Source organism: Kribbella sp. NPDC005582, from assembly GCF_040605415.1.
Taxonomy (GTDB): Bacteria; Actinomycetota; Actinomycetes; order Propionibacteriales; family Kribbellaceae; genus Kribbella.
The window spans coordinates 829563-849720 of record NZ_JBEXCU010000001.1 but is presented as its reverse complement, the minus strand read 5'-3'; the positions used below and the strand labels follow the sequence as shown (position 1 = coordinate 849720).

General features: G+C 68.7%; 18 protein-coding genes. 11 read left to right on the top strand and 7 right to left on the bottom strand.

From position 1 onward, the window contains the following. Window positions 1-133: 133 nt before the first annotated feature. Window positions 134-1210: a LacI family DNA-binding transcriptional regulator gene (locus tag ABZS29_RS04220; RefSeq protein ID WP_355458409.1), complete on the bottom strand. Its 1077-nt coding sequence runs from the start codon at window positions 1208-1210 to the stop codon at window positions 134-136. Window positions 1211-1293: 83 nt separating this feature from the next. Between ABZS29_RS04220 and ABZS29_RS04215 the strand changes: the two genes are divergently transcribed. Both ABZS29_RS04215 and ABZS29_RS04210 read left to right on the top strand, forming a co-directional pair. Next, a complete protein-coding gene (locus ABZS29_RS04215) occupies window positions 1294-3021 on the top strand; it encodes an acyltransferase (protein ID WP_355458407.1) in 1728 nt (575 codons plus the stop codon). A 133-nt stretch (window positions 3022-3154) separates the two neighbouring features. Next, window positions 3155-4282, top strand: coding sequence for a hypothetical protein (locus ABZS29_RS04210; protein WP_355458405.1), 1128 nt, complete (start codon window positions 3155-3157; stop codon window positions 4280-4282). Here the strand turns inward: ABZS29_RS04210 and ABZS29_RS04205 are convergent. Further along, entirely contained in the window at window positions 4212-5504 is a 1293-nt protein-coding gene (locus ABZS29_RS04205) for an MFS transporter (RefSeq protein ID WP_355458403.1), read from the bottom strand. The two genes, ABZS29_RS04210 and ABZS29_RS04205, sit on opposite strands and share 71 nt — an antisense overlap. After that, window positions 5501-6076, bottom strand: a complete 576-nt coding sequence (locus ABZS29_RS04200) for a helix-turn-helix domain-containing protein (protein WP_355458401.1) — start codon at window positions 6074-6076, stop codon at window positions 5501-5503. The genes ABZS29_RS04205 and ABZS29_RS04200 overlap by 4 nt, the downstream gene beginning before the upstream one ends. A 174-nt stretch (window positions 6077-6250) precedes the next feature. Here ABZS29_RS04200 and ABZS29_RS04195 point away from each other — a divergent pair, with 174 nt between their 5' ends. From ABZS29_RS04195 to ABZS29_RS04185, 3 genes are all read left to right on the top strand, one after another. Next, window positions 6251-6616 carry a hypothetical protein gene (locus ABZS29_RS04195; RefSeq protein WP_355458400.1) on the top strand — a complete coding sequence of 122 codons (366 nt, stop codon included), beginning with the start codon at window positions 6251-6253 and terminating at the stop codon, window positions 6614-6616. A gap of 72 nt (window positions 6617-6688) precedes the next feature. Then, window positions 6689-7939, top strand: coding sequence for an SAM-dependent methyltransferase (locus ABZS29_RS04190; RefSeq protein WP_355458399.1), 1251 nt, complete (start codon window positions 6689-6691; stop codon window positions 7937-7939). After that, on the top strand, window positions 7936-9015 hold the full coding sequence (locus ABZS29_RS04185; protein ID WP_355458398.1) for a hypothetical protein: 1080 nt from the start codon (window positions 7936-7938) through the stop codon (window positions 9013-9015). Before ABZS29_RS04190 ends, ABZS29_RS04185 begins: the two co-directional genes overlap by 4 nt. 391 nt (window positions 9016-9406) lie before the next feature. Here the strand turns inward: ABZS29_RS04185 and serC are convergent, their stop codons facing one another. Beyond that, window positions 9407-10534: a phosphoserine transaminase gene (gene serC / locus ABZS29_RS04180; protein WP_355460818.1), complete on the bottom strand. Its 1128-nt coding sequence runs from the start codon at window positions 10532-10534 to the stop codon at window positions 9407-9409. A 92-nt stretch (window positions 10535-10626) separates the two neighbouring features. Next, a complete protein-coding gene (locus ABZS29_RS04175) occupies window positions 10627-11463 on the bottom strand; it encodes a phytanoyl-CoA dioxygenase family protein (RefSeq protein WP_355458396.1) in 837 nt (278 codons plus the stop codon). A gap of 63 nt (window positions 11464-11526) precedes the next feature. Here ABZS29_RS04175 and ABZS29_RS04170 point away from each other — a divergent pair, with 63 nt between their 5' ends. Then, entirely contained in the window at window positions 11527-12285 is a 759-nt protein-coding gene (locus ABZS29_RS04170; protein ID WP_355458394.1) for an AraC family transcriptional regulator, read from the top strand. On the opposite strand, the gene ABZS29_RS04165 is transcribed toward ABZS29_RS04170, so the two are convergent. Then, window positions 12282-13394: a citrate synthase 2 gene (locus ABZS29_RS04165; RefSeq protein WP_355458392.1), complete on the bottom strand. Its 1113-nt coding sequence runs from the start codon at window positions 13392-13394 to the stop codon at window positions 12282-12284. The genes ABZS29_RS04170 and ABZS29_RS04165 overlap by 4 nt on opposite strands. Window positions 13395-13489: 95 nt before the next feature. Between ABZS29_RS04165 and ABZS29_RS04160 the strand changes: the two genes are divergently transcribed. Both ABZS29_RS04160 and pdxH read left to right on the top strand, forming a co-directional pair. After that, on the top strand, window positions 13490-15001 hold the full coding sequence (locus tag ABZS29_RS04160; protein ID WP_355458390.1) for a hypothetical protein: 1512 nt from the start codon (window positions 13490-13492) through the stop codon (window positions 14999-15001). A gap of 10 nt (window positions 15002-15011) precedes the next feature. Then, the gene (gene pdxH / locus ABZS29_RS04155) at window positions 15012-15653 is read left to right on the top strand and encodes a pyridoxamine 5'-phosphate oxidase (RefSeq protein ID WP_355458388.1); all 642 of its coding nucleotides are present in this window, start codon (window positions 15012-15014) and stop codon (window positions 15651-15653) included. Here pdxH and ABZS29_RS04150 read toward each other — a convergent pair. Next, window positions 15602-17809, bottom strand: coding sequence for an MMPL family transporter (locus ABZS29_RS04150; RefSeq protein ID WP_355458386.1), 2208 nt, complete (start codon window positions 17807-17809; stop codon window positions 15602-15604). The two genes, pdxH and ABZS29_RS04150, sit on opposite strands and share 52 nt — an antisense overlap. Window positions 17810-17916: 107 nt before the next feature. Here ABZS29_RS04150 and ABZS29_RS04145 point away from each other — a divergent pair, with 107 nt between their 5' ends. The 3 genes from ABZS29_RS04145 (at window position 17917) to ABZS29_RS04135 (ending at window position 20158) form a co-directional block, all read left to right on the top strand. Then, window positions 17917-18621 (top strand): TetR/AcrR family transcriptional regulator, encoded by a 705-nt coding sequence (locus tag ABZS29_RS04145; RefSeq protein ID WP_355458384.1) that lies wholly within the window; start codon window positions 17917-17919, stop codon window positions 18619-18621. 275 nt (window positions 18622-18896) lie between these two features. Then, window positions 18897-19193 carry a hypothetical protein gene (locus ABZS29_RS04140; protein ID WP_355458382.1) on the top strand — a complete coding sequence of 99 codons (297 nt, stop codon included), beginning with the start codon at window positions 18897-18899 and terminating at the stop codon, window positions 19191-19193. After that, window positions 19193-20158 carry an SPFH domain-containing protein gene (locus ABZS29_RS04135; protein WP_355458381.1) on the top strand — a complete coding sequence of 322 codons (966 nt, stop codon included), beginning with the start codon at window positions 19193-19195 and terminating at the stop codon, window positions 20156-20158. Before ABZS29_RS04140 ends, ABZS29_RS04135 begins: the two co-directional genes overlap by 1 nt.

The following is a 20158-nucleotide window of genomic DNA, read 5'->3' as shown; positions in this document are numbered from 1 at the left end:
GGTCATGATGTGGGGCCCACTATGTCCCTAACCGGTTAAGTTCCGGAACCCTAACCGGTTCAGTTGCGTGCCGGTTGTTACACCCTCGTGACGTGCTCGCCACTCGGTGTCATCGCACACGTGCCCAGCGTAGTCAGATCGCGGCAGGACCTGAAGAAGTACGCACCCGCAGCAGGCCGGGCGGGGCCTCGAGGTGAAGCTCGGTCTCGCCGGCGGCCAGCCGCAGGAGCAGGTCGGCGGCGGCGCGCCCGCGCTCCATCGTCTGCTGGTCGACCGCCGTAATGCCCGGGGCGGCCAGCTCGCACAGCGGCGAGTCGTCCCAGGCGAGGATCGAGACCGCACCCGGTACGTCGATTCCGAGCTCCGTGGCCACGCGGAGAGCCGCCACCGCCATCAGGTCATTGCCCAGAACGATCGCGGTCGGGCGGTTCGCCCCGGTGAGCAGTCGCCGGGTGTGTTCGGCGCCGTCCTCGTAGCGGTAGTTCCCCTCCACATGCCGTACGGCGATGCCGCGGCGCTCGCCGTACTCGCGCAGGAGCTGGACGCGGAGCTGCTCGTGGATGAACGTGAACGGGCCGCTGATGTGCGCGATCTCGCGGTGGCCGAGCTCCGCGAGGTGGTCGAGTATCAGTGTCACCGTCTCGTCCGGACGGCTGATCAGCCGCCCGACGCCGTCGTCGGGAGCGTTGGAGCTGACCACGACGCATGGCACGTTGAGCTCCCGCAGCAGCGTCACGCGTGGATCGTTCTGGTGCTCGTCGAACAGCACGAAGCCGTCGACCCGGCCCTGGCGTGACCAGCGCCGCAGTACGTCGAGGTCTTCGCCGTTCTCGCCGGTGAGGCGCAGCAGGAGCGACGAGTCGACCTCGTTCAGGTACTGCTCGATGCCGACCAGCGTGCGCATGTAGAACGCCTCGGTCGAGATCAGCGTCGGGTCCCGGGCGATCACGATGCCGATCGTCCGCGTGCGGCTCGCCGACAGCGCGACGGCGGCCGAGTTCGCGTGGAAGCCGAGCTTGTCGGCCAGGTCGAGCACCCGCTGCCGGGTCTCCTCGCTGACGCCGGCGCGACCGTTCAGGGCGTACGAGACCGAGGCCTTGGAGATCTGCAGCTGGCGGGCCAGATCGCTGATCGTGACCCGGTGACCGCGCCGCCCAGCCTCGGCCGGACCGTCGGCGTCGCCGTCAGTCAAGGACTCGGATGTCGTCATGCACTCCCACCCCGCATGGACGGGAGAGTAGCAGCGTGAGATTCACCCAAGCAGGAATCCTGAGTGTTGGATAGCGTTATCCCATGACCTCATCGGAGCCGTTGCGACTGGATTTCCTGCCGTGGGAGTACGCCCGGACCGCGTCGCCGGCCGAGCGCTCCCGCCAGACCGAGCGCCAGGCCCGCTTGTCCGGCGAGGTCGCGCTGGCCGACGACGTGTACGTCGCCGAGTCGGCTGCCGTGTACTGCGACGAGCTGCGGATGGGGGAGCGGTCGTACATCGCGGCGCACGCCTACGTGACCGGCCGGATCACCCTCGGGTCCGACAGCACCATCAACCCGTTCGCCGCCGTCCGCGGTCACGTCACCATCGGCGACGGCGTACGGATCGGCGCGCACACCTCGATCCTCGCGTTCAACCATGGCATGGCGCCCGGCGAGCCGATCTTCCGGCAGCCGCACAGCAGCCGCGGCATCACCATCGCGGACGACGTCTGGATCGGTTCCGGCGTCACCATTCTGGATGGCGTCACGGTCGGTCCGCACAGCATCATCGGCGCCGGCGCGATCGTCACCAAGGACGTCCCGGCGAACAGCATCTCCGCCGGGAACCCCGCCCGCGTCCTCCGCTCCCGGGATGCCTCCCCTCCCGCCCCCGCCCTCGCCCCGGCCGCCGCTCCCGGCCTCGCCCCGGCGCCCGCTCCCGCCCTTTCCCCTCCCGCGCTCATCACTTCCGGAGGCGACCTGCCGTCGCGGCTCTCCGCCTTCGCGGCTCGCGCTCGCGACCAGGTGGACGACGTACTGGCTCGGTCGTGGGACGGCGAGCGGTTCGTCGACCGCCCCGGCCTCGACCACGCACCAGCGGTCCGCCCCTGGTGCGATGCCATCGAGATCGCCGACCTCCTGGTACGCCGCACTCCGGCCGGCCACGCCCGCGACGACCTCGTACGCCGTCTCCGCGCGCGCCAGGACCCCAAGTCCGGACTGGTTGCGCCAGGCGACCTCTCCGATGCCGGACTAGACACCCCGTCCGACGCCAAACTCGCTCTGCTGCAAGGCGAAGCGCCGTACCACGTGCTGTGCGTCGGCTACGCGCTCCAGGTCCTCGGCAGCAGCTTCGAGCACCCCATCGACACCACCTTCAGCACCCACGAGCTCGACCAATTGCCGTGGGCAAGGAACGCCTGGTCGGCCGGTGCCGCGATCGATGCTCTGGGCACCGCGATCGCGCGAAACCTCCATGATCACAACGAATCCGGCCCTCTCGACACACTGATCGGCTGGCTCACAATCAACGCCGATCGCACGAGTGGCGCATGGGGTAGCCCGCACCCCGACGACGGCTGGCTGCAGGTGGTGAACGGTTTCTACCGCCTGACCCGCGGCACGTATGCACAGTTCGGTTTGCCATTGCCGTACCCCGAGCAGGCGGTCGCCACAGTGCTTGCTCACAGCAACGATCGCCGGATGTTCACCGGCGACAACGACAACGCCTGCAATGTACTCGACGTGATCCACCCACTCTGGCTGGCCCGGAAGCAGACGCCGTACGGGGAGGAAGAGGGGCGGCGCTGGGCCGAGGAGCAGCTGAACCGCATCCTCGGCCGCTGGGTGGACGGCGCCGGTTTCGCCTTCGCGCCGAACGGCACGGACGACCGCGCGATCCCCGGACTCCAGGGGACCGAGATGTGGCTGTCGGTCGTCTGGCTGCTCGCGGACTACCTCGGGCATTCCGACGCGCTCGGCTACCGGCCTCGCGGCGTGCACCGCCCGGAGCCCCTCATCGCCCCGCGGACCACCCCGTGGCAGTAGTGCGGATCGGGGGTCCACTAGCCTGAACCAGTGGATCCCCGCACACGCCGCTTGGTGACGACGCTCGTTCTGGTAGCGCTGGTCGCCATGGTGGTCGTGGCGGCCCTGGTGAAGTGAACTAACCTTCCCTCGCATGACCCCCACCACCACGCGGTCGTCGTACCTGATGCGCGCGGGCCTGGTCCGCAACGTCCGTTCTGGTGAGCACCTGACCACCTTCGTGGTCTCCGGGGTGGCGACGGTCCTCATCACCCGGCTGATCCTCAGTCTGAGCGGCTACCCGCAGATCGGTGGCAAGGGGCTGCACATCGCGCACGTCCTGCCCGGCGGCGTACTGATGCTGTTCGCGATCTCCCTCCTGCTCGGGTACGTCGGTCCGGTCGTCCGGCCGGCCGCGGCACTCGTCGGCGGGGTCGGGTTCGGGCTGTTCATCGACGAGGTCGGCAAGTTCGTCACCTCGGACAACAACTACTTCTACAAGCCGACCGCCGCCATCGTGTACGTCGTCTTCGTGCTGATCGTGCTGGGCAGCCGCTTTCTCTCCACCCGGCGGCCGATCGACCCGCGCGAGGAACTGGCCAATGTGATCGACCACACGGTCGAAGGGGTCGCGGGCGGGCTGTCTCGGCAGCGGCGGGCGCAGGCGTTGGAATTGCTGAGTCTGGTCGGGCCGCACGTGCGCGGCCGCCGGCAGACCGCGGCGCTGCTCGAGGCGTGTCCGCCGGACGAGGTCGAGCTGGCAGCGCCGGTGGATGCCGCCTGGCGCTGGTTGCAGCGGACGTTCGAGCGGCTCGCGACCCATCCGAAGGCTCCCACGGTCGCGGTCGTGGTGCTCGCGATTCAGGCAGTCGCTGCGCCGGTCATCGCCATTGCGGTCGGGACGGGGCTGGCGCAGCTCTCGGTCTCCGGGGTGATCGTCGGCAGCTTGTTGTCAGCGACCTTCACTTTCCGTGGCGGACGGCAGTTGCGCAGGCAGAGCCGGCTGCGTGCAGTTCGGCTGTTCGAGCTCGCCGTACTGGTGTCGCTGCTGATGACGCAGGTCTTCCAGTTCGCCGGGACGCAGTTCGCGGCCGCGGGCGGGATGCTGCTGGATCTCGTGCTGCTGGGCCTGCTGCGGGCCGAGCGGGACCGCCTGCAGCGCGAGGAGGAGCTGTCGAATCAGGCAGCGTCCGGTGCGGCGCCTGCTGCCACTACGCCACTGGGACTGCCGCCCGATCCGGCGGCACCACGGTTTCCTGAGGACCCGTCCGATCCGGTGTGACCTTCCACTGCTCGTTGCGAGCGAACAGCACCGGTGACATGGTCGCCGCGAAGTACACAGCACCGGCGACCAGCAGTGCGGGCGCCATACCGGCGACGGCGATCGCGGCTCCGGCAGCCAGACCGCCCAGCGGTACTCCGGCCCAGGCGACCGCGGAGGACAGCGACTGGACGCGGCCGAACAGGTGCGGCGGGACTCGCTCGACGTACAGCCCGCCCAGCACTGGGTTGATGAAGCCGGCCCCGATACCGCCGAGCGCGGAGACAGCTACCAGGGTCCAGAGTGGGGCGTCGGCCGCCATCACGATGTAGCGCGGTGGGCCGGCGATCAGGAACGCCACGATGAAGACGGTCTTGCGCGGGATGCGGTGCCCGATCGCCGAGGCGAGCAACGCGAACAGCGTGGCGGTCACGCCGAAGGCGGTGAGGACCAGACTGGTGTGACCGGGGCCGAGACCGTGGTCCTTGATCCAGACCGGTAGGAAGACCGCGCCGACAGCCGCGTCCAGCAGGTTGGTCACGCCGACCATCATCACCAGCGGCATGATCAGCTTGTCGCGGCGGAGGCACCGCCAGCCGTCCGCGAGCCGCTGCCCGTAGCTGCCCTCGGCCACGATCGGCTCGTTGGCCGACCGCTGCGGGCGGGGGAGCCATCGGGCGACCAGCGCGGCGCAGATGCCGAACGACGCGGCATCGACCCAGAGCGCGTTCACCTCGCCGACCAGCGTGATCAGTCCGCCCGCGATGGCGTAGGCGATGAAGCCGGCCAGCCGTTCCGTCGTGCTGGCCAGGCCGGTCACCCGCTCCGTCGGCACCTTCGCGGCGATGGCGATCTGCGGAATCATGGTCCCCTTCGCCGCGTCGCCCGGCCCGCGTAGCGCGCCGGCTACCGCGACGAGCGCGAGCAGGACCGGGAACGACAGCAGGTGCAGGACGTGCAAGAGCGGGATCAGGGCAACCACGCCGGTACTCGCGGTGTCCGCCAGCACGCTGACCCGGCGGGCGCCGACCCTGTCGATCCACGGGCCGCCGATGACCTTGGCGATCACCAGCGGCGCCATCTCGGCAAGGGCGACCAGACCGGTCTTCACTGGCGAGCCGGTGCTGATCAGCACGAACCACGGGATCGCGATCGCGCTCACCCGGGTTCCGCAGATCGACACCACGTTGGCGATCAGGTAGGCGATCAACGGCGCCCGGTACGGCGCTGTCGCCGTACTCATCGGGTCTCCCGCGGGAAGGCCTGGATCTGGATGGTGACCTGCTCCTCGCCGTCGGTCAGGGGTGCGGTGAGATCAGGAGTCGCGTACTTCGCCAGCACCGCGGTGAGCTCCTGCCGCAGGGCCGCGAGCTGGTCGGCGCGCAGGTGGAAGTGGTAGTCGGACAGCAGGCTGGCCTCTTTCCACTCTGGATCGAGCGTCTGCATCGAGTCGATGAACGCGAACATGTTCTCCGCGTAGGCCTGGCCGACTCCGTGCAGGAAGCCCAGCGTGAGCTCGGGCTCCTGGTCCAGCAGCTCGGGCAGGTCGAACGACGTCGTCTGGTGGGCCGCCTTCCACCAGCGGTCCCGGGCGTTGCCGCGGGAGTCGTCCTCGACGACCAGGCCGGCCTCGGCCAGCTGCCGCAAGTGGTAGCTGGTGGCGCCGGTGTTCACCCCGAGCCGGGTGGCCAGGGTGGTCGCCGTCTGCGGTCCGTAGACCCGTAGGAGCCCGAGGGCCCGGTTCCGCATCGGGTGCGCCAGGGCGCGCACCAGGCTCCGGTCCAGCCGGACGCTTCGCTCGTCGTTCTCGCTCATGGGATCAGCGTAGAACTACACAATCGCTTTGCAAAGAGATTTTGCAAACTGATTCTGCGATGAGTTGTCCACAGCTTCGGAATCGCCGGTCAGATCGGGGCAGGATCGCTGCATCTTCTCTGGTGACACAGCCAACGGCGGCGGACCGCCGCCTACGACACGGAGAAGACCACCATGCTGCGAGTGATGCTCGAGGACGCCGACTACTGCGACGTCCCGGCCGATCTGATGACGTTCGACGACGGAGCCGTCGTGTTCTGGCGGGAGGGCGACGAGGTCGGCCGGCACCGTCAGGCGCGGATCCGGTCCCTGGAGCTGCTGGACAGCCGCTCGATGACCCGCAAGATCAAGGCGGCCCGGCGCAACCACCCGAAGGCGTTCCGGCCCTGGACTCCGGAGGACGAGCAGCTACTGATGGAGATGTTCCGCAACGGCGCGGGCAAGGAGGAGCTGGTCGAGGCGCTGGGTCGTCAGGAGGGCGGAATCGCGACCCGGTTGCGCGGTCTCGGGCTGCTTCTCGACGACCAGAAGTTGCTCTGAGTCCGCCGACCGCCACCGCCCGCCGACGAGACCCTTTTGTGATCAGCTGGAGGCGTCGGACACAATGGCGCGATGCAGGCAGAGGTGGATCCCGCCGGACACCAGGGCACGCCGACCGCGGACGCGGTGGGTGAGGTGGGCGCGTGGGACGCGATCCACGCCGCCCTACTGGACCGGTCCGGTCTGGTGCGGGCGGTCGCGTCCGGCCGGCGTCGCGGCCTCGACCAGCCGCCGTACCAGCGGATCGAGCTGCGGTACGTCGACCTCAAGGGGCAGCGGCACCTCCAGCTCACCGAGTTCGACGAGCGCCAGGCCCACACCCGGAACTTCGTCGGGACCGAGATCGTGGAGGCCGTCGACAAGCTGCTCGCCCTGCCGTACGGGTCGTGGCACGTCGAGACGACCACCGAGACGATGCGCCTGCGGTACACGAAGAAGGGCAAGGAGCTGCTGCACCGGCAGGCGGACAGCCGGGAGCAGACCACCGAGCACGACCGGGTGAAGCAGCGGGTGCTGGATCCGGCGGCGCCGTTCCTGATCGAGCTCGGAATCAGCGACCACCAGGGCCGGGTGAAGCCGTCGCGGCAGGCGAAGTACAAGCAGATCGAAGAGTTCTGCAAGCTGCTCGCGCCCGCGTTGGAAGAGGCCATCTCGGCCGGCCGGATCGCGACCGGCCGGCCGCTGCAGGTGGTCGACCTGGGCTGCGGCAACGCCTACCTCACGCTCGCGGCGCATCACCTGCTCACCGCGGCCGGGCACGACGTTCGCACGACCGGTGTGGACCACAACCCGACCGCCCGGAAGCGGAACACCCGCGTCGTGACGGCGCTGGGCTGGCAGGACCAGTTGCGGTTCGTCGACGCCACGATCCAGGCGGCGGAGCTCGACGTACGGCCGGATGTGGTGCTTGCCCTGCACGCCTGTGACACGGCCACCGACGACGCGCTCGCGCGGGCGGTCCAGTGGGAGGCGCCGCTGGTCCTTGCGGCTCCATGTTGCCATCACGACATCCAGAAGCAGCTCAAAAGCGTCACACCACCGGCACCATATTCTCTGATGACGAGATATGGGATCGTTCGTGAGCGGTTCGCCGACGTCCTGACGGATTCTCTCCGGGCGGCGGTCCTCAGACAGGTCGGATACCGGGTGGAGGTCGTGCAGTTCGTGGACAGCCAGCACACGCCCCGCAATCTGCTGCTCCGCGCCGCCCGCACCAACGCCGCGGTGACACCCGAGCTCGAGTCCGACTACGCCACGCTGATCGCCGAGTGGCAGGTGCGGCCGCGCCTCGCCGAGCTGCTCCTCCCGGAGGTGAGTGCGTGAAGCGGCTGCGGTCGGCCTTCGCCCTGGTGGCTGCGACCTGCATCACACTGGCGGCCGCAGCGCTGCCGGCGGTGGCGGCGGATCCGCCTCCGGCGCCGAAGAAGATGTTCACGATCGACGACCCGCGGATCAAGGAGTCGTCCGGGCTGGCCAAGAGCCAGAAGTTCGAGGACCTGTACTGGACGGTGAACGACTCCAGCGACTCCGCGCGCGTCTTCGGGATCGACACCGACGGTGACGTGAAGGCCGTGCTGAAGTTCAAGGCCGAGGTCCGCGACGTCGAGGCGATCGCCGTCGACCGCGAGGGCACGATCTACGTCGCCGACATCGGCGACAACACCAAGTCCCGGGACATGGTCGAGATCTACACGATCCCCGAGCCGGACAGCCTCGAGAGCGCGGAGAACGTCCGCTACCACCGCTACGACTTCAAGTACCCCGACGGCGCCCACGACGCCGAGACCCTGCTGGTCCAGCCCGAGACCAACCAACTCTTCATCGTCACCAAGTCGACCAAGGGCGGCGCGATCTACTCCGCCCCCGGCACCCCGTCCCGCGAAGGCACCAACCGCCTCACCAAGCTCGCCGCTGCCCCCGCCGGCGTCTTCACCGACGGCACCTTCCTCCCCGACGGCCAGCGCGCGGTCCTGCGCACGTACGTCGACGTAGCCACCGTCGCCTGGGGCGACGACAAACCCACCCTGGTAGCCCGCGGCCCGGCACCCCTCACCCAAGGCGAGTCCATCGCCGTCGGCACCGCCGACGACACCGTCCTGGTAGGCAGCGAAGGCGCCAACTCGGCCGTCTACCAGGTCAAGGTCCCCGCCAAAAAGGCCGCCGCCTCCCCAACCGCCGCCGCCCCACCCAAAAAGTCCTCCGGCGACGCAGCAGACTCCGCCCCCGCCAGTAAGAACCACAACCTCCGCTGGATCATCATCGGCGCCGCCCTCTTCGCCCTCGTCATCACCGTCCTCACCTTCCCCCCAGGCCGCCGCGAACGCCTCGACCGCATGGCCGAAAACGCCCGCCTCACCGGCCAGTCCCCCACTCCCACCCGCCGCCGCCACAGCGCCTGACCCGCCCCCCTGCGGCGACGCCCCGCGATCGGACACCGCTTCGCGGCGACAGCCTTTTGGCGCCCCCAGCGCGTGCGCAAGGCGATGCCGCCTACCGCGGTTGCCGCGCCAGCACGCGGTGAGCAGGCGCGACCTGCGCGAGGGTGTGGAGCCGCCGACTGCGGTCGCGGCGCCGGCCGGCGGTGAGTGGCCCGGCGTACAACGGAATGCGGTGCGTCTGGGCGTACCCACTCCGACAACGCGACCGGATATCCCCCGGCGTTGCCCCCTTCTCCCTGTCGTATACGACCCGATAAGGGGCAACACGAACGGATATCCGGTGTTGTTCGTGCTCTGAGGGTGGACAGCGGACAACCGCCGACACACGGTGCCGGCGGTTGTTCGGGGGAGATCAGCGCAGTTTGTCGACGATGTAGTCGATGGACTGGGTGAGCTTCTCGACGTCGTCCGGGTCGACCGCGGGGAACATGGCGACGCGGAGCTGGTTGCGGCCGAGTTTGCGGTAGGGCTCGGTGTCGACGATGCCGTTGGCGCGCAGGGTCTTGGCGACGGCTGCGGCGTCGATGGAGTCGTCGAGGTCGATGGTGCCGATGACGAGCGAGCGGGCGTCGGGGTCGGTGACGTACGGCGTGGCGTAGTCGGACTTCTCGGCCCAGGTGTAGAGGCGGTTGCTGGAGTCGGTGGTGCGGGCGACGCTCCACTCGAGGCCGCCCTGGCTGTTGATCCAGTCGGTCTGCTCGGCCATCAGGAACAGGGTGGCCAGCGACGGCGTGTTGTAGGTCTGGTTCTTGCTGGAGTTGTCGACCGCGGTGGCCAGGTCCAGGAACGCCGGGATCCAGCGGCCGGAGGCGGTGATCTCCTCGACCCGGGCGAGCGCGGCGGGGGAGAGGATGGCGATCCACAGGCCGCCGTCGGAGGCGAAGCACTTCTGCGGGGCGAAGTAGTAGGCGTCGGTCTCGGCGATGTCGACCGGCAGGCCGCCGGCGCCCGAGGTGGCGTCGATCGCGACCAGCGCGTCCGCGTCGGCTCCGGCGACCCGCTTGATCGGAGCCATCACGCCGGTGGAGGTTTCGTTGTGCGGCCACGCGTACAGGTCGATGCCGGCCTCGGCCACGGCGACCGGGCGGCTGCCCGGGTCGGCCTTGACCACGGTCGGGTCGCCCAGGTGCGGGGCGAGCTGCGCGGCCTTGGCGAACTTCGAGGAGAACTCACCGAAGCTCAGGTGCTGGCTGCGCTCGCGGATCAGGCCGAACGTCGCGATGTCCCAGAACGCGGTCGAGCCGCCGTTGCCGAGCACCACCTGGTAGCCGTCGGGCAGCTGGAACAGGTCGGAGACGCCCTGCTGCACCCGGGCCACCAGGTTCTTCACCGGCGCCTGCCGGTGCGAGGTGCCGAGCAGCTTGGCGCCCTCGGTCGCGAGCGCGGCGACAGCCTCCGGGCGGACCTTGGACGGTCCGGCGCCGAAGCGGCCGTCGGCGGGCTTGAGCTCTGCAGGAAGAACGATGTCGCTGGTCACCAGCGGTTCCCTTCGTCGTCTGGCAGTACCTAGGCCGACGACGCTGTCAGCACTTCACATCATTCCACATGCCCGGGACCGGCCCGCCGCGGGTCTCACTCGTGTTTGCGGTCGATCACCTGGGTGCCGGTCAGGACGGCCACCGGCCCCTCCGGGGTGTCGGTCCACTCACCGCAGGCGCCGCCGCCCTCGGCGACGTCCAGCGTCAGCGGCGTGCCGTCCATCCGCAGGGCCGGGTGGTAGTACGACGCGACCTTCTCGGCCTCGCCCTGGATGTAGTGACCGATCAGCGCGCGCCGGAACCGGTCCTCGGTCACGTTCGGCGCGCTTCCGTGCACCAGCGCGCCATGGAAGAACAGCACGTCACCGGGCTCCATCACCACCGGTACGGCGGCATCTGGCGCCGGCAGCGGCACGGTCACATCGGTGAAGCTGACCGTGGTGTCCGCCTTCTCCGTGCACAGGATCGGCCACCGGTGACTGCCCGGCACCACCTGCAGACAGCCGTTCGCCTCATCCACGCGGTCGAGCGCCATCCACGCCGCCACGCACGTACCCGGCTCGGCCTTCAGGTAGAAGTTGTCCTGGTGCAGCGCCTGCCCGCGGGAGCCCGGCGGCTTGAAGTAGATCATCGTCTGCACCGCGTACGGCGACTTGTCCAGCAGCCCGGTCATCACCTCGTCGATGCGCGCGTCGATCAGCCACTGCAACGACATGTCGTCCCAGCGGTGCATCTGCGCCATCCGGGGATATCGGCGCAGCGGGTCGCGACTACCCGAATTCACACCGGCCTCGTCGTTGTCGTACGACCCGCGCTTCCGCAGCGTCATGTAGTGCTCGCGCAGCCGCTCGGCCTCGTCAGCGTCGAACAGCCCGCGCACCAGCGTGTAGCCGTCCCGCTCGAACTCCTGCTTGTACGAATCACTCACCATGAATCCATTCTGCGGTCCACAATGGAGCTCAGCCACGGAAGATTCATGCAAGGAGTTGGACTTTTGTTGCAACCGCTCACGCTGACTCGGCTTTCCGAGCCGACGTTCTGGCGCTGCGAGCCCAACTGGTCCTGGGAATCGCCGCACTTGTCAGACCATCTGCTGTGGTGCGTGCTGGACGGCCGCGGCCACCTGGAGCTCGACGGTGCGCACCAAGAGCTCAGCCCCGGCGTCTGCGCGGTCTTCCAGCCCGGCGACGCGCCCCGCGCAACCCACGACCCACGCCGGCGGCTCCTCGTGTTCGGCATGCACTTCGAGACCACCCAGTACGGCGTAGTCCCGCAACCGCGCTGGGGCGAAGTCATGGACCGCGAGCTGCTCAATGCGCTCGCACGCACGAGCGATTCGGCGTACCGGCGGGGTGACGCGCTCGGACGGCGACAGGCCGAGCTGTGCCTGGAGCAACTGATCGGCCTGATCTGGGATGCCGTGCACAACCCCACCCGCCCAAACACCGACACCGCGGTCGACGAGGTGGCCCGCCAGCTCCGCCAGGACCCGGGCCGCGACTGGACAGTCGGAGAGATGGCTCACAAGGCCGCGCTGTCTCGGGCACAGTTCACGAGACGGTTCGTCAAACAGTTCGGCATGTCACCGGCGCAGTACCTGATCCAGGCCCGCGTCGATCGGGCACACCAGCTGCTGACCGAGAGCGGGATGACGGTCACGCAGACCGCCACCGCTCTCGGCTACACAGACGTTCCCTACTTCAGCCGCCAGTACAAACAACGCACCGGCCGCACGCCCAGCCAGGAGCACTAGGCCCAGCCAGAGTCCCAGCCCTCGATGGAGTCCGCGGAGCGCGTGCCCGGCCCGGAGTAGATCGCCGACGGGCGGATCAGCCGTCCGGTGCGCTTCTGCTCCAGCACGTGCGCACTCCAGCCGGCGGTCCGCGCACAGGTGAACATCGAGGTGAACATCGGCGGCGGGACCTCGGCGAAGTCCAGCACGATGGCCGCCCAGAACTCGACGTTGGTCTCCAGCACGCGGTCCGGCCGCCGCTCGCGCAGCTCGGCCAGGGCGGCCTTCTCCAGCGCCTCGGCCACCTCGTACCGCGGTGCGTCCAGCTCACGCGCCGTACGGCGGAGCACGCGGGCACGCGGGTCCTCGGCGCGGTACACGCGGTGACCGAAGCCCATCAGCCGCTCACCGGCGTCCAGCAGACCCTTCACATACGAGCGTGCGTCCCCCGACCGCTCGACGCCCTCGATCATCGTCAGCACCCGGGCCGGTGCGCCACCATGGAGGGGTCCGGACATGGCACCCACAGCACCGGACAGGGCGGCCGCGACATCGGCGCCGGTCGAAGCGATCACCCGGGCGGTGAACGTGGAGGCGTTCATGCCGTGCTCGGCCGCGGACGTCCAGTAGGCGTCCACTGCCTTCACGTGCTTGGGATCGGGCTCACCACGCCAGCGGATCATGAACCGCTCGGTGATGGTCTTCGCCTTGTCCACCTCACGCTGCGGCACCATCGGCTGCCCGATGCCGCGCGCAGCCTGCGCCACGTACGACAGTGCCATCACCGCGGCGCGGGACAGGTCCTCACGAGCCTGTACGTCGTCGATGTCGTACAGCGGGCGCAGACCCCAGGCGGGGGAGAGCATGGCGAGCGCGGACTGGACGTCGACCCGGATGTCACCGGTGTGCACCGGCAGCGGGAACGGCTCCGCGGGCGGCAGCCCCGGGGTGAACGCTCCGTCGACCAGCAGGCCCCAGACGTTCTCGAACGGCACCCGGCCGACCAGGTCCTCGATGTCCACGCCGCGATAGCGCAGCGCCGACCCTTCCTTGTCCGGCTCGGCGATCTGCGTGTCGAACGCGATCACGCCTTCCAGCCCGTGCTGGACCTCGGTCTTCGGATCTGACATACCACTCCCTCGTCCTCATATTGGCGCCCAGGCAGCATAGTTCTCCGAAGACACGTGCGGATAACTTTCGTGGCCGGAATCGCATCGTGGAAAACGTGGAAATACTCGTCGGCTACGCGTTTCACCGGCCTGACTCCGCGGCCCGTGCCGCCGAGGGAGCCGCCCGGGTCGCGGCCTATTACGCGGATATCCCCAAGCGTGGCGGCCACGACGGCAGCACGCACGGCCTGCACGTGTGGGGAAGTGACGACACGCCGTGGCCGGCCTGGCAGGAGACGGGCAGCGTCCGCGTCGCCAGCCTGCACACACCGGTCGGCTATGAGCGCGTGGTCGGCGACATCGCACCGACCGACGCACCTGGCCCGCTGGCCGAGGCAGTACGTCGTACGCCGGAAGCCTTTGTCGACTTGGTCCCGCCGTTCACCATGGCAGTGCTCGACAACGACAGGCTGGAGCTCTTCACCGACTCCGCCGGTCTGGGCCGGCTTTTCCAGGTCCGTCTGCCAGATGGCTGGGTGTGGAGCAACCGCCCGGTCGCCGCACTCCTCTTCGCCGGTACGCCGGCCGCCGCCTCGCCGCGGGGCTGGGCCTTCGCGGCGGCGTGCGGCTGGTTCATGGCCGACAGTACGCCGTACGAAGGGGTGCTGGCGGTCCCCGGAGCGACGCACATCGTGGCCGACGGCAAGCTCTGTCGCCAGACCACCAGCCGAATCGAACCGAGCACGCTCTGGCTGACCGACACCCTCGACGAGCCTTTGCCGGACCTGACCGAGTCGACCCGTCGACTCTGCCCCGACGGACCGCGGCCTCCGCTGCCGCTCGTTGCACCACAACCGAACCTGATCGACCACGCGCTCGCCTGGCACCGGTACGCAGAAGGCCAGACCCCCGACCTGTACGCGCCGATCCCGACCGAGAGCGCCGAAATAACGGTTGCCTACGGCCACTACTACCCAGCCGATCTCCAGACCGTCGATGCCCTGCCCTTGCACGCGAAACTGCAGGTCTTCGGCCGACACCTGGAGACAGCACTCGTCCCGGCCACCGGCCCGTCGGAGGCGGCCCGGTCCGCCGTGGCCATTCAGATCGAGCACGTACTGCGCGAAGCGGTCCGCGGGGGGATCGAAGACGCGAAGATGCTCGACTACTTCTACCTGGTCGAACGAATCCGCCGCGCCAGTCCGGCGGGCGCCGCGTCACCGCAGCTGCTTCCGGCGTTCGTCCGGACCGCCTTCGCGCACGCCGTACCGGTTGAACAGACGACTCGTCCGCTGAGGCGCTTGCCGCGGCCGCGCCGGGTGGCCGATGCACCCGACCGGGACCAGATCGAGTCGATGCTGCTCGCCGTCGAGGGCTTCGACGAGCGAGCCCTGAGCACGCTATGGGCCGCGTCGGTCGCCGGAGCAAGCTCGGCTGCGGCCGAGGCCACGCTGAGGCAAGCGCTGTGGCGGGCAACCTTCGACCTGCACCTGACCGAGGTCAACGACCACCTGCCCGAGGTGATCCGTCCCCTGGCCCCCGCACCGCGCCCCGCCAGCCGCCCGGAGCCAACCACTCGTCCCCGCAACCGCCTGGCCCGAGCCTTCGCCCGCCGCCACGCGCAGTAACCTCGAACTCGTGGATCTTGCGGAGATGCGGAAGACGTACGGGCTGGGCGAGTTGCTCGAGGAGCAGATGGCGGCCGATCCGATCACCCAGTTCGGCGTCTGGCTCGCTCAGGCGACCGAGGCGGGGATCACCGAGCCGAATGCCATGGTGCTGGCGACCGCCGACGCCGACGGCCGCCCGTCGGCGCGAACCGTGCTGCTGAAGGGCCTGGACGAGCGCGGACTGGTCTTCTACACCAACCAGCAGTCCCGCAAGGCCGAGGATCTCGCGGCGAACCCGCACTGTGCGCTCGTCTTCCCGTGGCACGCGATGGAGCGTCAGGTCCGGATCGAGGGCACGGTCAGCAAGCTGCCCAGCGACGAGGTCGACGCCTACTTCGCCTCCCGGCCCCGCGAGTCTCAGCTCGGCGCCTGGGCCTCACAGCAGAGCCAACCGGTCGAGTCTCGCGCCGAGCTCGACCTGCAGTACGCGTCGTACGAGCGGCAGTGGCCGGAGGGCACCGAGATCGCGACGCCGTACTTCTGGGGCGGGTACCGCATCGAGCCGCAGGCGTTCGAGTTCTGGCAGGGCCGGGTCGGTCGCCTGCACGACCGCCTGGCCTACCGGCGTACCAACTCGGAGTCCTGGGAGCTGGTGCGACTCCAGCCCTGAGGCGGCTCGGCGGATTCCCGGATGCCGTGCTTGCCCCACCACCGGACCATGGCAGCCGGCGCCCACCAGTTCGCCCGGCCGAGCAACCGCATCGTGGCCGGGACCAGCAGCGCTCGCACGATCGTCGCGTCCAAAGCGATCGCGATCACCAGCCCGACCCCGATCATCTTCACGAACACGATGCCGGAGGTCGAGAACGCCGCGACCACGATCACCAGCAGTAGTGCCGCGCTGGTGATGATCCCGCCGGTGCGCTGCAGCCCGAGCGCGACAGCCTGGGTGTTGTCGCCGGTCCGGTCGTACTCCTCGCGGATCCGGCTGAGCAGGAACACCTCGTAGTCCATCGACAACCCGAACAGCACTGCGAACAACAGCACCGGGTTGGTCGCGTCCAGGAACCCGGCCGGCGTGAAGTCGAGCAGCCCGGACAGATGACCGTCCTGGAAGATCCACACCATCGCCCCGAACGCCGCCGACAGCGACAGCACGTTCATCAGCAGCGCCTTGAGCGGCAGCACGAAGGAGCCGAAGGCAAGGAACAGCAGCAGGAACGTGATCAGCACCACGAATCCACCCATGTACGGCGCTCTCTCCGCCAGCACGTCGAGCAGATCGATCAGCCCAGCCGTCTCGCCGCCGACCTGAGTCACAGTGCCGGAAGGCGGCGCCACCGCACGCACCGCGTGGACGACATCACGGGCAGGCAGCTCCTGAGCCGTGTAGTGCGTGTGCACAACCACCTCGGCGACGCCGTCCTTGAAGCCACCGATCCGAACGTCGTCGACCTCGGCCACTTGCTTGAGCTGCGCGAGATAAGGCTGCAGTGCCACAGCCGGATCGGTCGGCGTCTGATCGAAGCGGACCGCGACGAAGACGTCCGATCCGCCCGCCCCGGCGAAGTCCCGCTGCAGGGTCTCGGTCACCACCCGCGAGGTGGCGCCGGACGGAAGCGCCCGGTGGTCAACCCCGCCCAATTGCGCTTGCAGGAAAGGGATTCCGAGCACGAGTAACAGCGGAACCAGCACCAACACGTACCGCACCGGCCGCCGCATCACGCTGTGCGCGAGCCGGTACCACGCGCCGTGGTGATCGGCCGCGGTGGAGCGTCGCCGCAGGAACGGCACCTGCAGGTTGTTCACCCGATGCCCGAGAACGGCGAGCAGCGCAGGCAACGCGGTCAACGCCGCAACCATCGCGACCACGACCGCCGCCACACCGCCGTACGCCATCGAGCGCAGGAACATCACCGGGAACAGCGCCAGGCTGCTGATCGCCACTCCGACGGTGATACCGGAGAAGGCGACCGTCCGCCCGGCCGTTGCCATCGTCGTGGTCAGCGCGGTCTCGACATCATTGCCCTTGGCAAGCTCTTCGCGGAACCGGGTGACGATGAACAGTGCGTAGTCGATCGCGAGACCGAGGCCGATCATCGTGACCAGGTTGACCGAGAAGATCGAGACATCCGTGACCGTGGACAGGACACGCAGCAGCAGGAACGCGCCGAGAATCGCCAGCGCTCCGACGAACAGCGGCAGCGAGGCGGCGACCAGGCCGCCGAACACCACGACCAGCAGCACCAGCACGATCGGCGTCGAGATCGTCTCGGCCTTCACGATGTCGTGCTCGGTCTGCGTGTTCACCTCGTCGAAGACCGCGACCTCGCCGCCGACCTTCGTCTCCAGGCCGGCCGGTCCGCTCCGCACTTCGCCGGCGATCCGGTGGAAGGTCTCCAGCCGCTCCTCCGGAGTCGCGCCGGCCAGCGTCAGGACGGCGTACGTGCTGTGCTGGTCCTTCGACACGCTCTGTTGTTTCATTTCGGCCGGCAGCTTGCTGCTCCAGTACGTCGTCGCCCGCAGTACGTCGCTCGTCGGCAACCCGGCCAGGTCCTGCTCGACCGCCGTCCGGAAGGCGGGATCGGCGACCGTCTGGTCCGGGCTGCGGTAGAGCACGATCACGTCGGTCCCGGTGCGGCCGACGTTCTGCTCGATGGTCGCGACGGCCCGGGCCGCCTCGGTGTCCGGGGCGTCGAAGCCGCCGTTCGCCAGCGACCCGAACACACCGGTGCCCCAGACCACCCCGAAGGCGATGAAGGCGGCGGTCAGGACGAGCACCAGGCGGCGGCGCCGATAGCTGAAGTGGCCGAGCGTCTTGAACACAGAGCTCTCCCGAGAGGCGTAAAGTCAGGCGGAAAACCAATTGAGTGAACAGCGTTCACTGTTAACAGTGTTCACTCAAGGCTCGAGCCGTGTCAAGGAGTGTGTGGATGAACCGGCGTGACGAGGCGCGAGCGGCGACCTTGGCCGAGATCAAGCGCGCCGCCCGCCGCCTGCTCGTCCAGGGCGGCGTCGGCGCGATCGGCCTGCGCGCGGTCGCTCGCGAGGTGAACCTGACCGCGCCCGCGCTCTACCGCTACTTCCCCAGTCACGAGGCGCTCGTCACCGAACTGATCGCCGACCTGTACGACGAACTCACGACCGCGCTGATGGAGCTCCGCTGTGCGGGCGAAGGTGATCTCAGTGCCCAGCTCTACCTGCTGGCCAACGGGTTACGGGACTGGGGTCTGGCGCAGCCGGCCGAGTTCGCCCTGCTGTTCGGGACGACCATCCCGGATCCCGATGCCGTCGGCCACGACGACACTCCCGGACACCAGGCTGCGATGCGGTTCGGGGGGCTCTTCAAGGATCTGGTGGCGCAGATCTGGCACGAGAAGCCGTTCCCGTACCCGCCGGACGAGGTCCTCGGCAGCAAGCTGGTGGCCCAGCTGAGCGACGAGTCCGCGCACTTCCACGGCATGCCGCCGGGCGCGATCTATCTGAGCCTGACCTACTGGACCCGGCTCTACGGCCTGATCTGCATGGAGGTCTTCGGTCAGCTGCACTGGGTGCTGCCGGATGCGGCCGCCTACTTCGAGGCGCAGCTCTACGAGATCGGCCTGGCGATGGGGCTCGACTGCCCGGCCCCCGAATGAAGACATAAGAAACCCGCGGGCGCTTCCAGGCCACTGCCGGATGGCAGTGGTCCAGGGTCAGGCGGACTACCTGACTGCCCGCGGGTCCGGTGGCGGCGTCGGATTGGCCGACCACTTGCCCAAAAGCTAGTGGTTGGCGGTCAGCCCGCCGCCACCTCACGAGTCCGATAAGAATTCATTCTTAGGACCACCTCCCTTCGCGTGTACCGAAAACCTACGTCGCGATCCCAGGTCGTTCAACTGTTTTTCGCTGACGGATGAACGAGAATCTGGGCATGGTCCTCAGACTCGGTCTGCCCGTCATCCTGCTGCTGGTCGGAACCGCCTGGGTTGCCTGGGCGTCGTACCGCCGAGCCGCCCAGGCCGAGCAGGCCCTGGCCGAGGTGAACGCCGAGCATCGGGCGTTGCTGCACGAGGTCAGGTCGCTCGAGCGGGCGGTTGCGGCTGCGGAGCAGGGCTTGCGTACGCTCAGCTCCCATCCGTCGGTACCGCGCGATGTCGCGGTCACCGCCGACCTGACCCTCGCCGACGTCCGGCGACTGGTGGAACGCAACAAGGAGCTCGACAACTAATGGCAAAACTGGGGACCACCGCGGTGCAGTCGTCGGCTAGGAAGGCCGGGGGCGGCGTGAAGGGCAAGTTGATCGGCGGCGGCATCGTCGTGGTCCTGCTGCTGATCGTGCTGTTCAACATCTTCAACTTCGCGAGCACCGACGCGAACCGGATCGGGCTGCACTACGGCGGTGGCGTGATCGAGGACAAGAAGTTCAAGTCGATCATCCCGCCGGGCTCGACGAACAAGCTGATCGGCCCCGGGGACACGATCTACGACTACCCGATCGACCAGCGGTCGTACATCATCGGCGGGGCCGGTGCGGACACCGACAGCGCGGACGAGGTCACCGTCGTCAGCAAGGACAACGTCCGGCTCGGTGTCCGGGTCCAGGTGTACTTCACGCTGAACCGCACCCAGGACGTGATCAAGTCCTTCCACGAGCGGATCGGCCTGAAGACCGACGCCTACACCGAGCGCGGCTGGAACGACATGCTCCAGTCCTACTTCCGGCCGCAGATCGACCGCGCGCTGTCGGCGGTCGCCACCAACTACGTCTGGGCCGAGCTGTACAACAACGAGGCGAAGAAGTCCGAGTTCCAGACCGCCGCGTCGAAGGAGTTCACCCGGCTGCTGCCGGCCGCCGTCGGCGGTGACTACTTCTGCGGCCCGGCGTACAACGGCTCGAACGCCTGCGGCGAGCTGTCCTTCACGGTGCAGAAGCCGACCCCGCTGGACAAGGGCATCATCGACGGCCTCGAGGCCAAGCAGCGCGCCGAGCTGGCCAAGGCCACCCAGGAGCAGACCAACCAGCGCGTCAACGTCGAGCTGCAGTCGGTCAAGCAGCAGGTCGCGATGCTGGGTGCCCAGGGCTACCTGCTGAAGACCGCGATCGAATCGGGCAAGATCCAGTTCATGGTCATCCCGCAGGGCACCAACGTCAGCATCCCGCCCAATACGGCCACCCTGCCGCCGAACCGCTGA

Bases quoted from the DNA above. Each gene is read 5' to 3' on its own strand.
- ABZS29_RS04220 (WP_355458409.1), bottom strand. From the start codon at position 1,210: ATGACGACATCCGAGTCCTTGACTGACGGCGACGCCGACGGTCCGGCC.
- ABZS29_RS04215 (WP_355458407.1), top strand. From the start codon at position 1,294: ATGACCTCATCGGAGCCGTTGCGACTGGATTTCCTGCCGTGGGAGTAC.
- ABZS29_RS04210 (WP_355458405.1), top strand. From the start codon at position 3,155: ATGACCCCCACCACCACGCGGTCGTCGTACCTGATGCGCGCGGGCCTG.
- ABZS29_RS04205 (WP_355458403.1), bottom strand. From the start codon at position 5,504: ATGAGTACGGCGACAGCGCCGTACCGGGCGCCGTTGATCGCCTACCTG.
- ABZS29_RS04200 (WP_355458401.1), bottom strand. From the start codon at position 6,076: ATGAGCGAGAACGACGAGCGAAGCGTCCGGCTGGACCGGAGCCTGGTG.
- ABZS29_RS04195 (WP_355458400.1), top strand. From the start codon at position 6,251: ATGCTGCGAGTGATGCTCGAGGACGCCGACTACTGCGACGTCCCGGCC.
- ABZS29_RS04190 (WP_355458399.1), top strand. From the start codon at position 6,689: ATGCAGGCAGAGGTGGATCCCGCCGGACACCAGGGCACGCCGACCGCG.
- ABZS29_RS04175 (WP_355458396.1), bottom strand. From the start codon at position 11,463: ATGGTGAGTGATTCGTACAAGCAGGAGTTCGAGCGGGACGGCTACACG.
- ABZS29_RS04165 (WP_355458392.1), bottom strand. From the start codon at position 13,394: ATGTCAGATCCGAAGACCGAGGTCCAGCACGGGCTGGAAGGCGTGATC.
- ABZS29_RS04145 (WP_355458384.1), top strand. From the start codon at position 17,917: ATGAACCGGCGTGACGAGGCGCGAGCGGCGACCTTGGCCGAGATCAAG.
- ABZS29_RS04140 (WP_355458382.1), top strand. From the start codon at position 18,897: ATGGTCCTCAGACTCGGTCTGCCCGTCATCCTGCTGCTGGTCGGAACC.
- ABZS29_RS04135 (WP_355458381.1), top strand. From the start codon at position 19,193: ATGGCAAAACTGGGGACCACCGCGGTGCAGTCGTCGGCTAGGAAGGCC.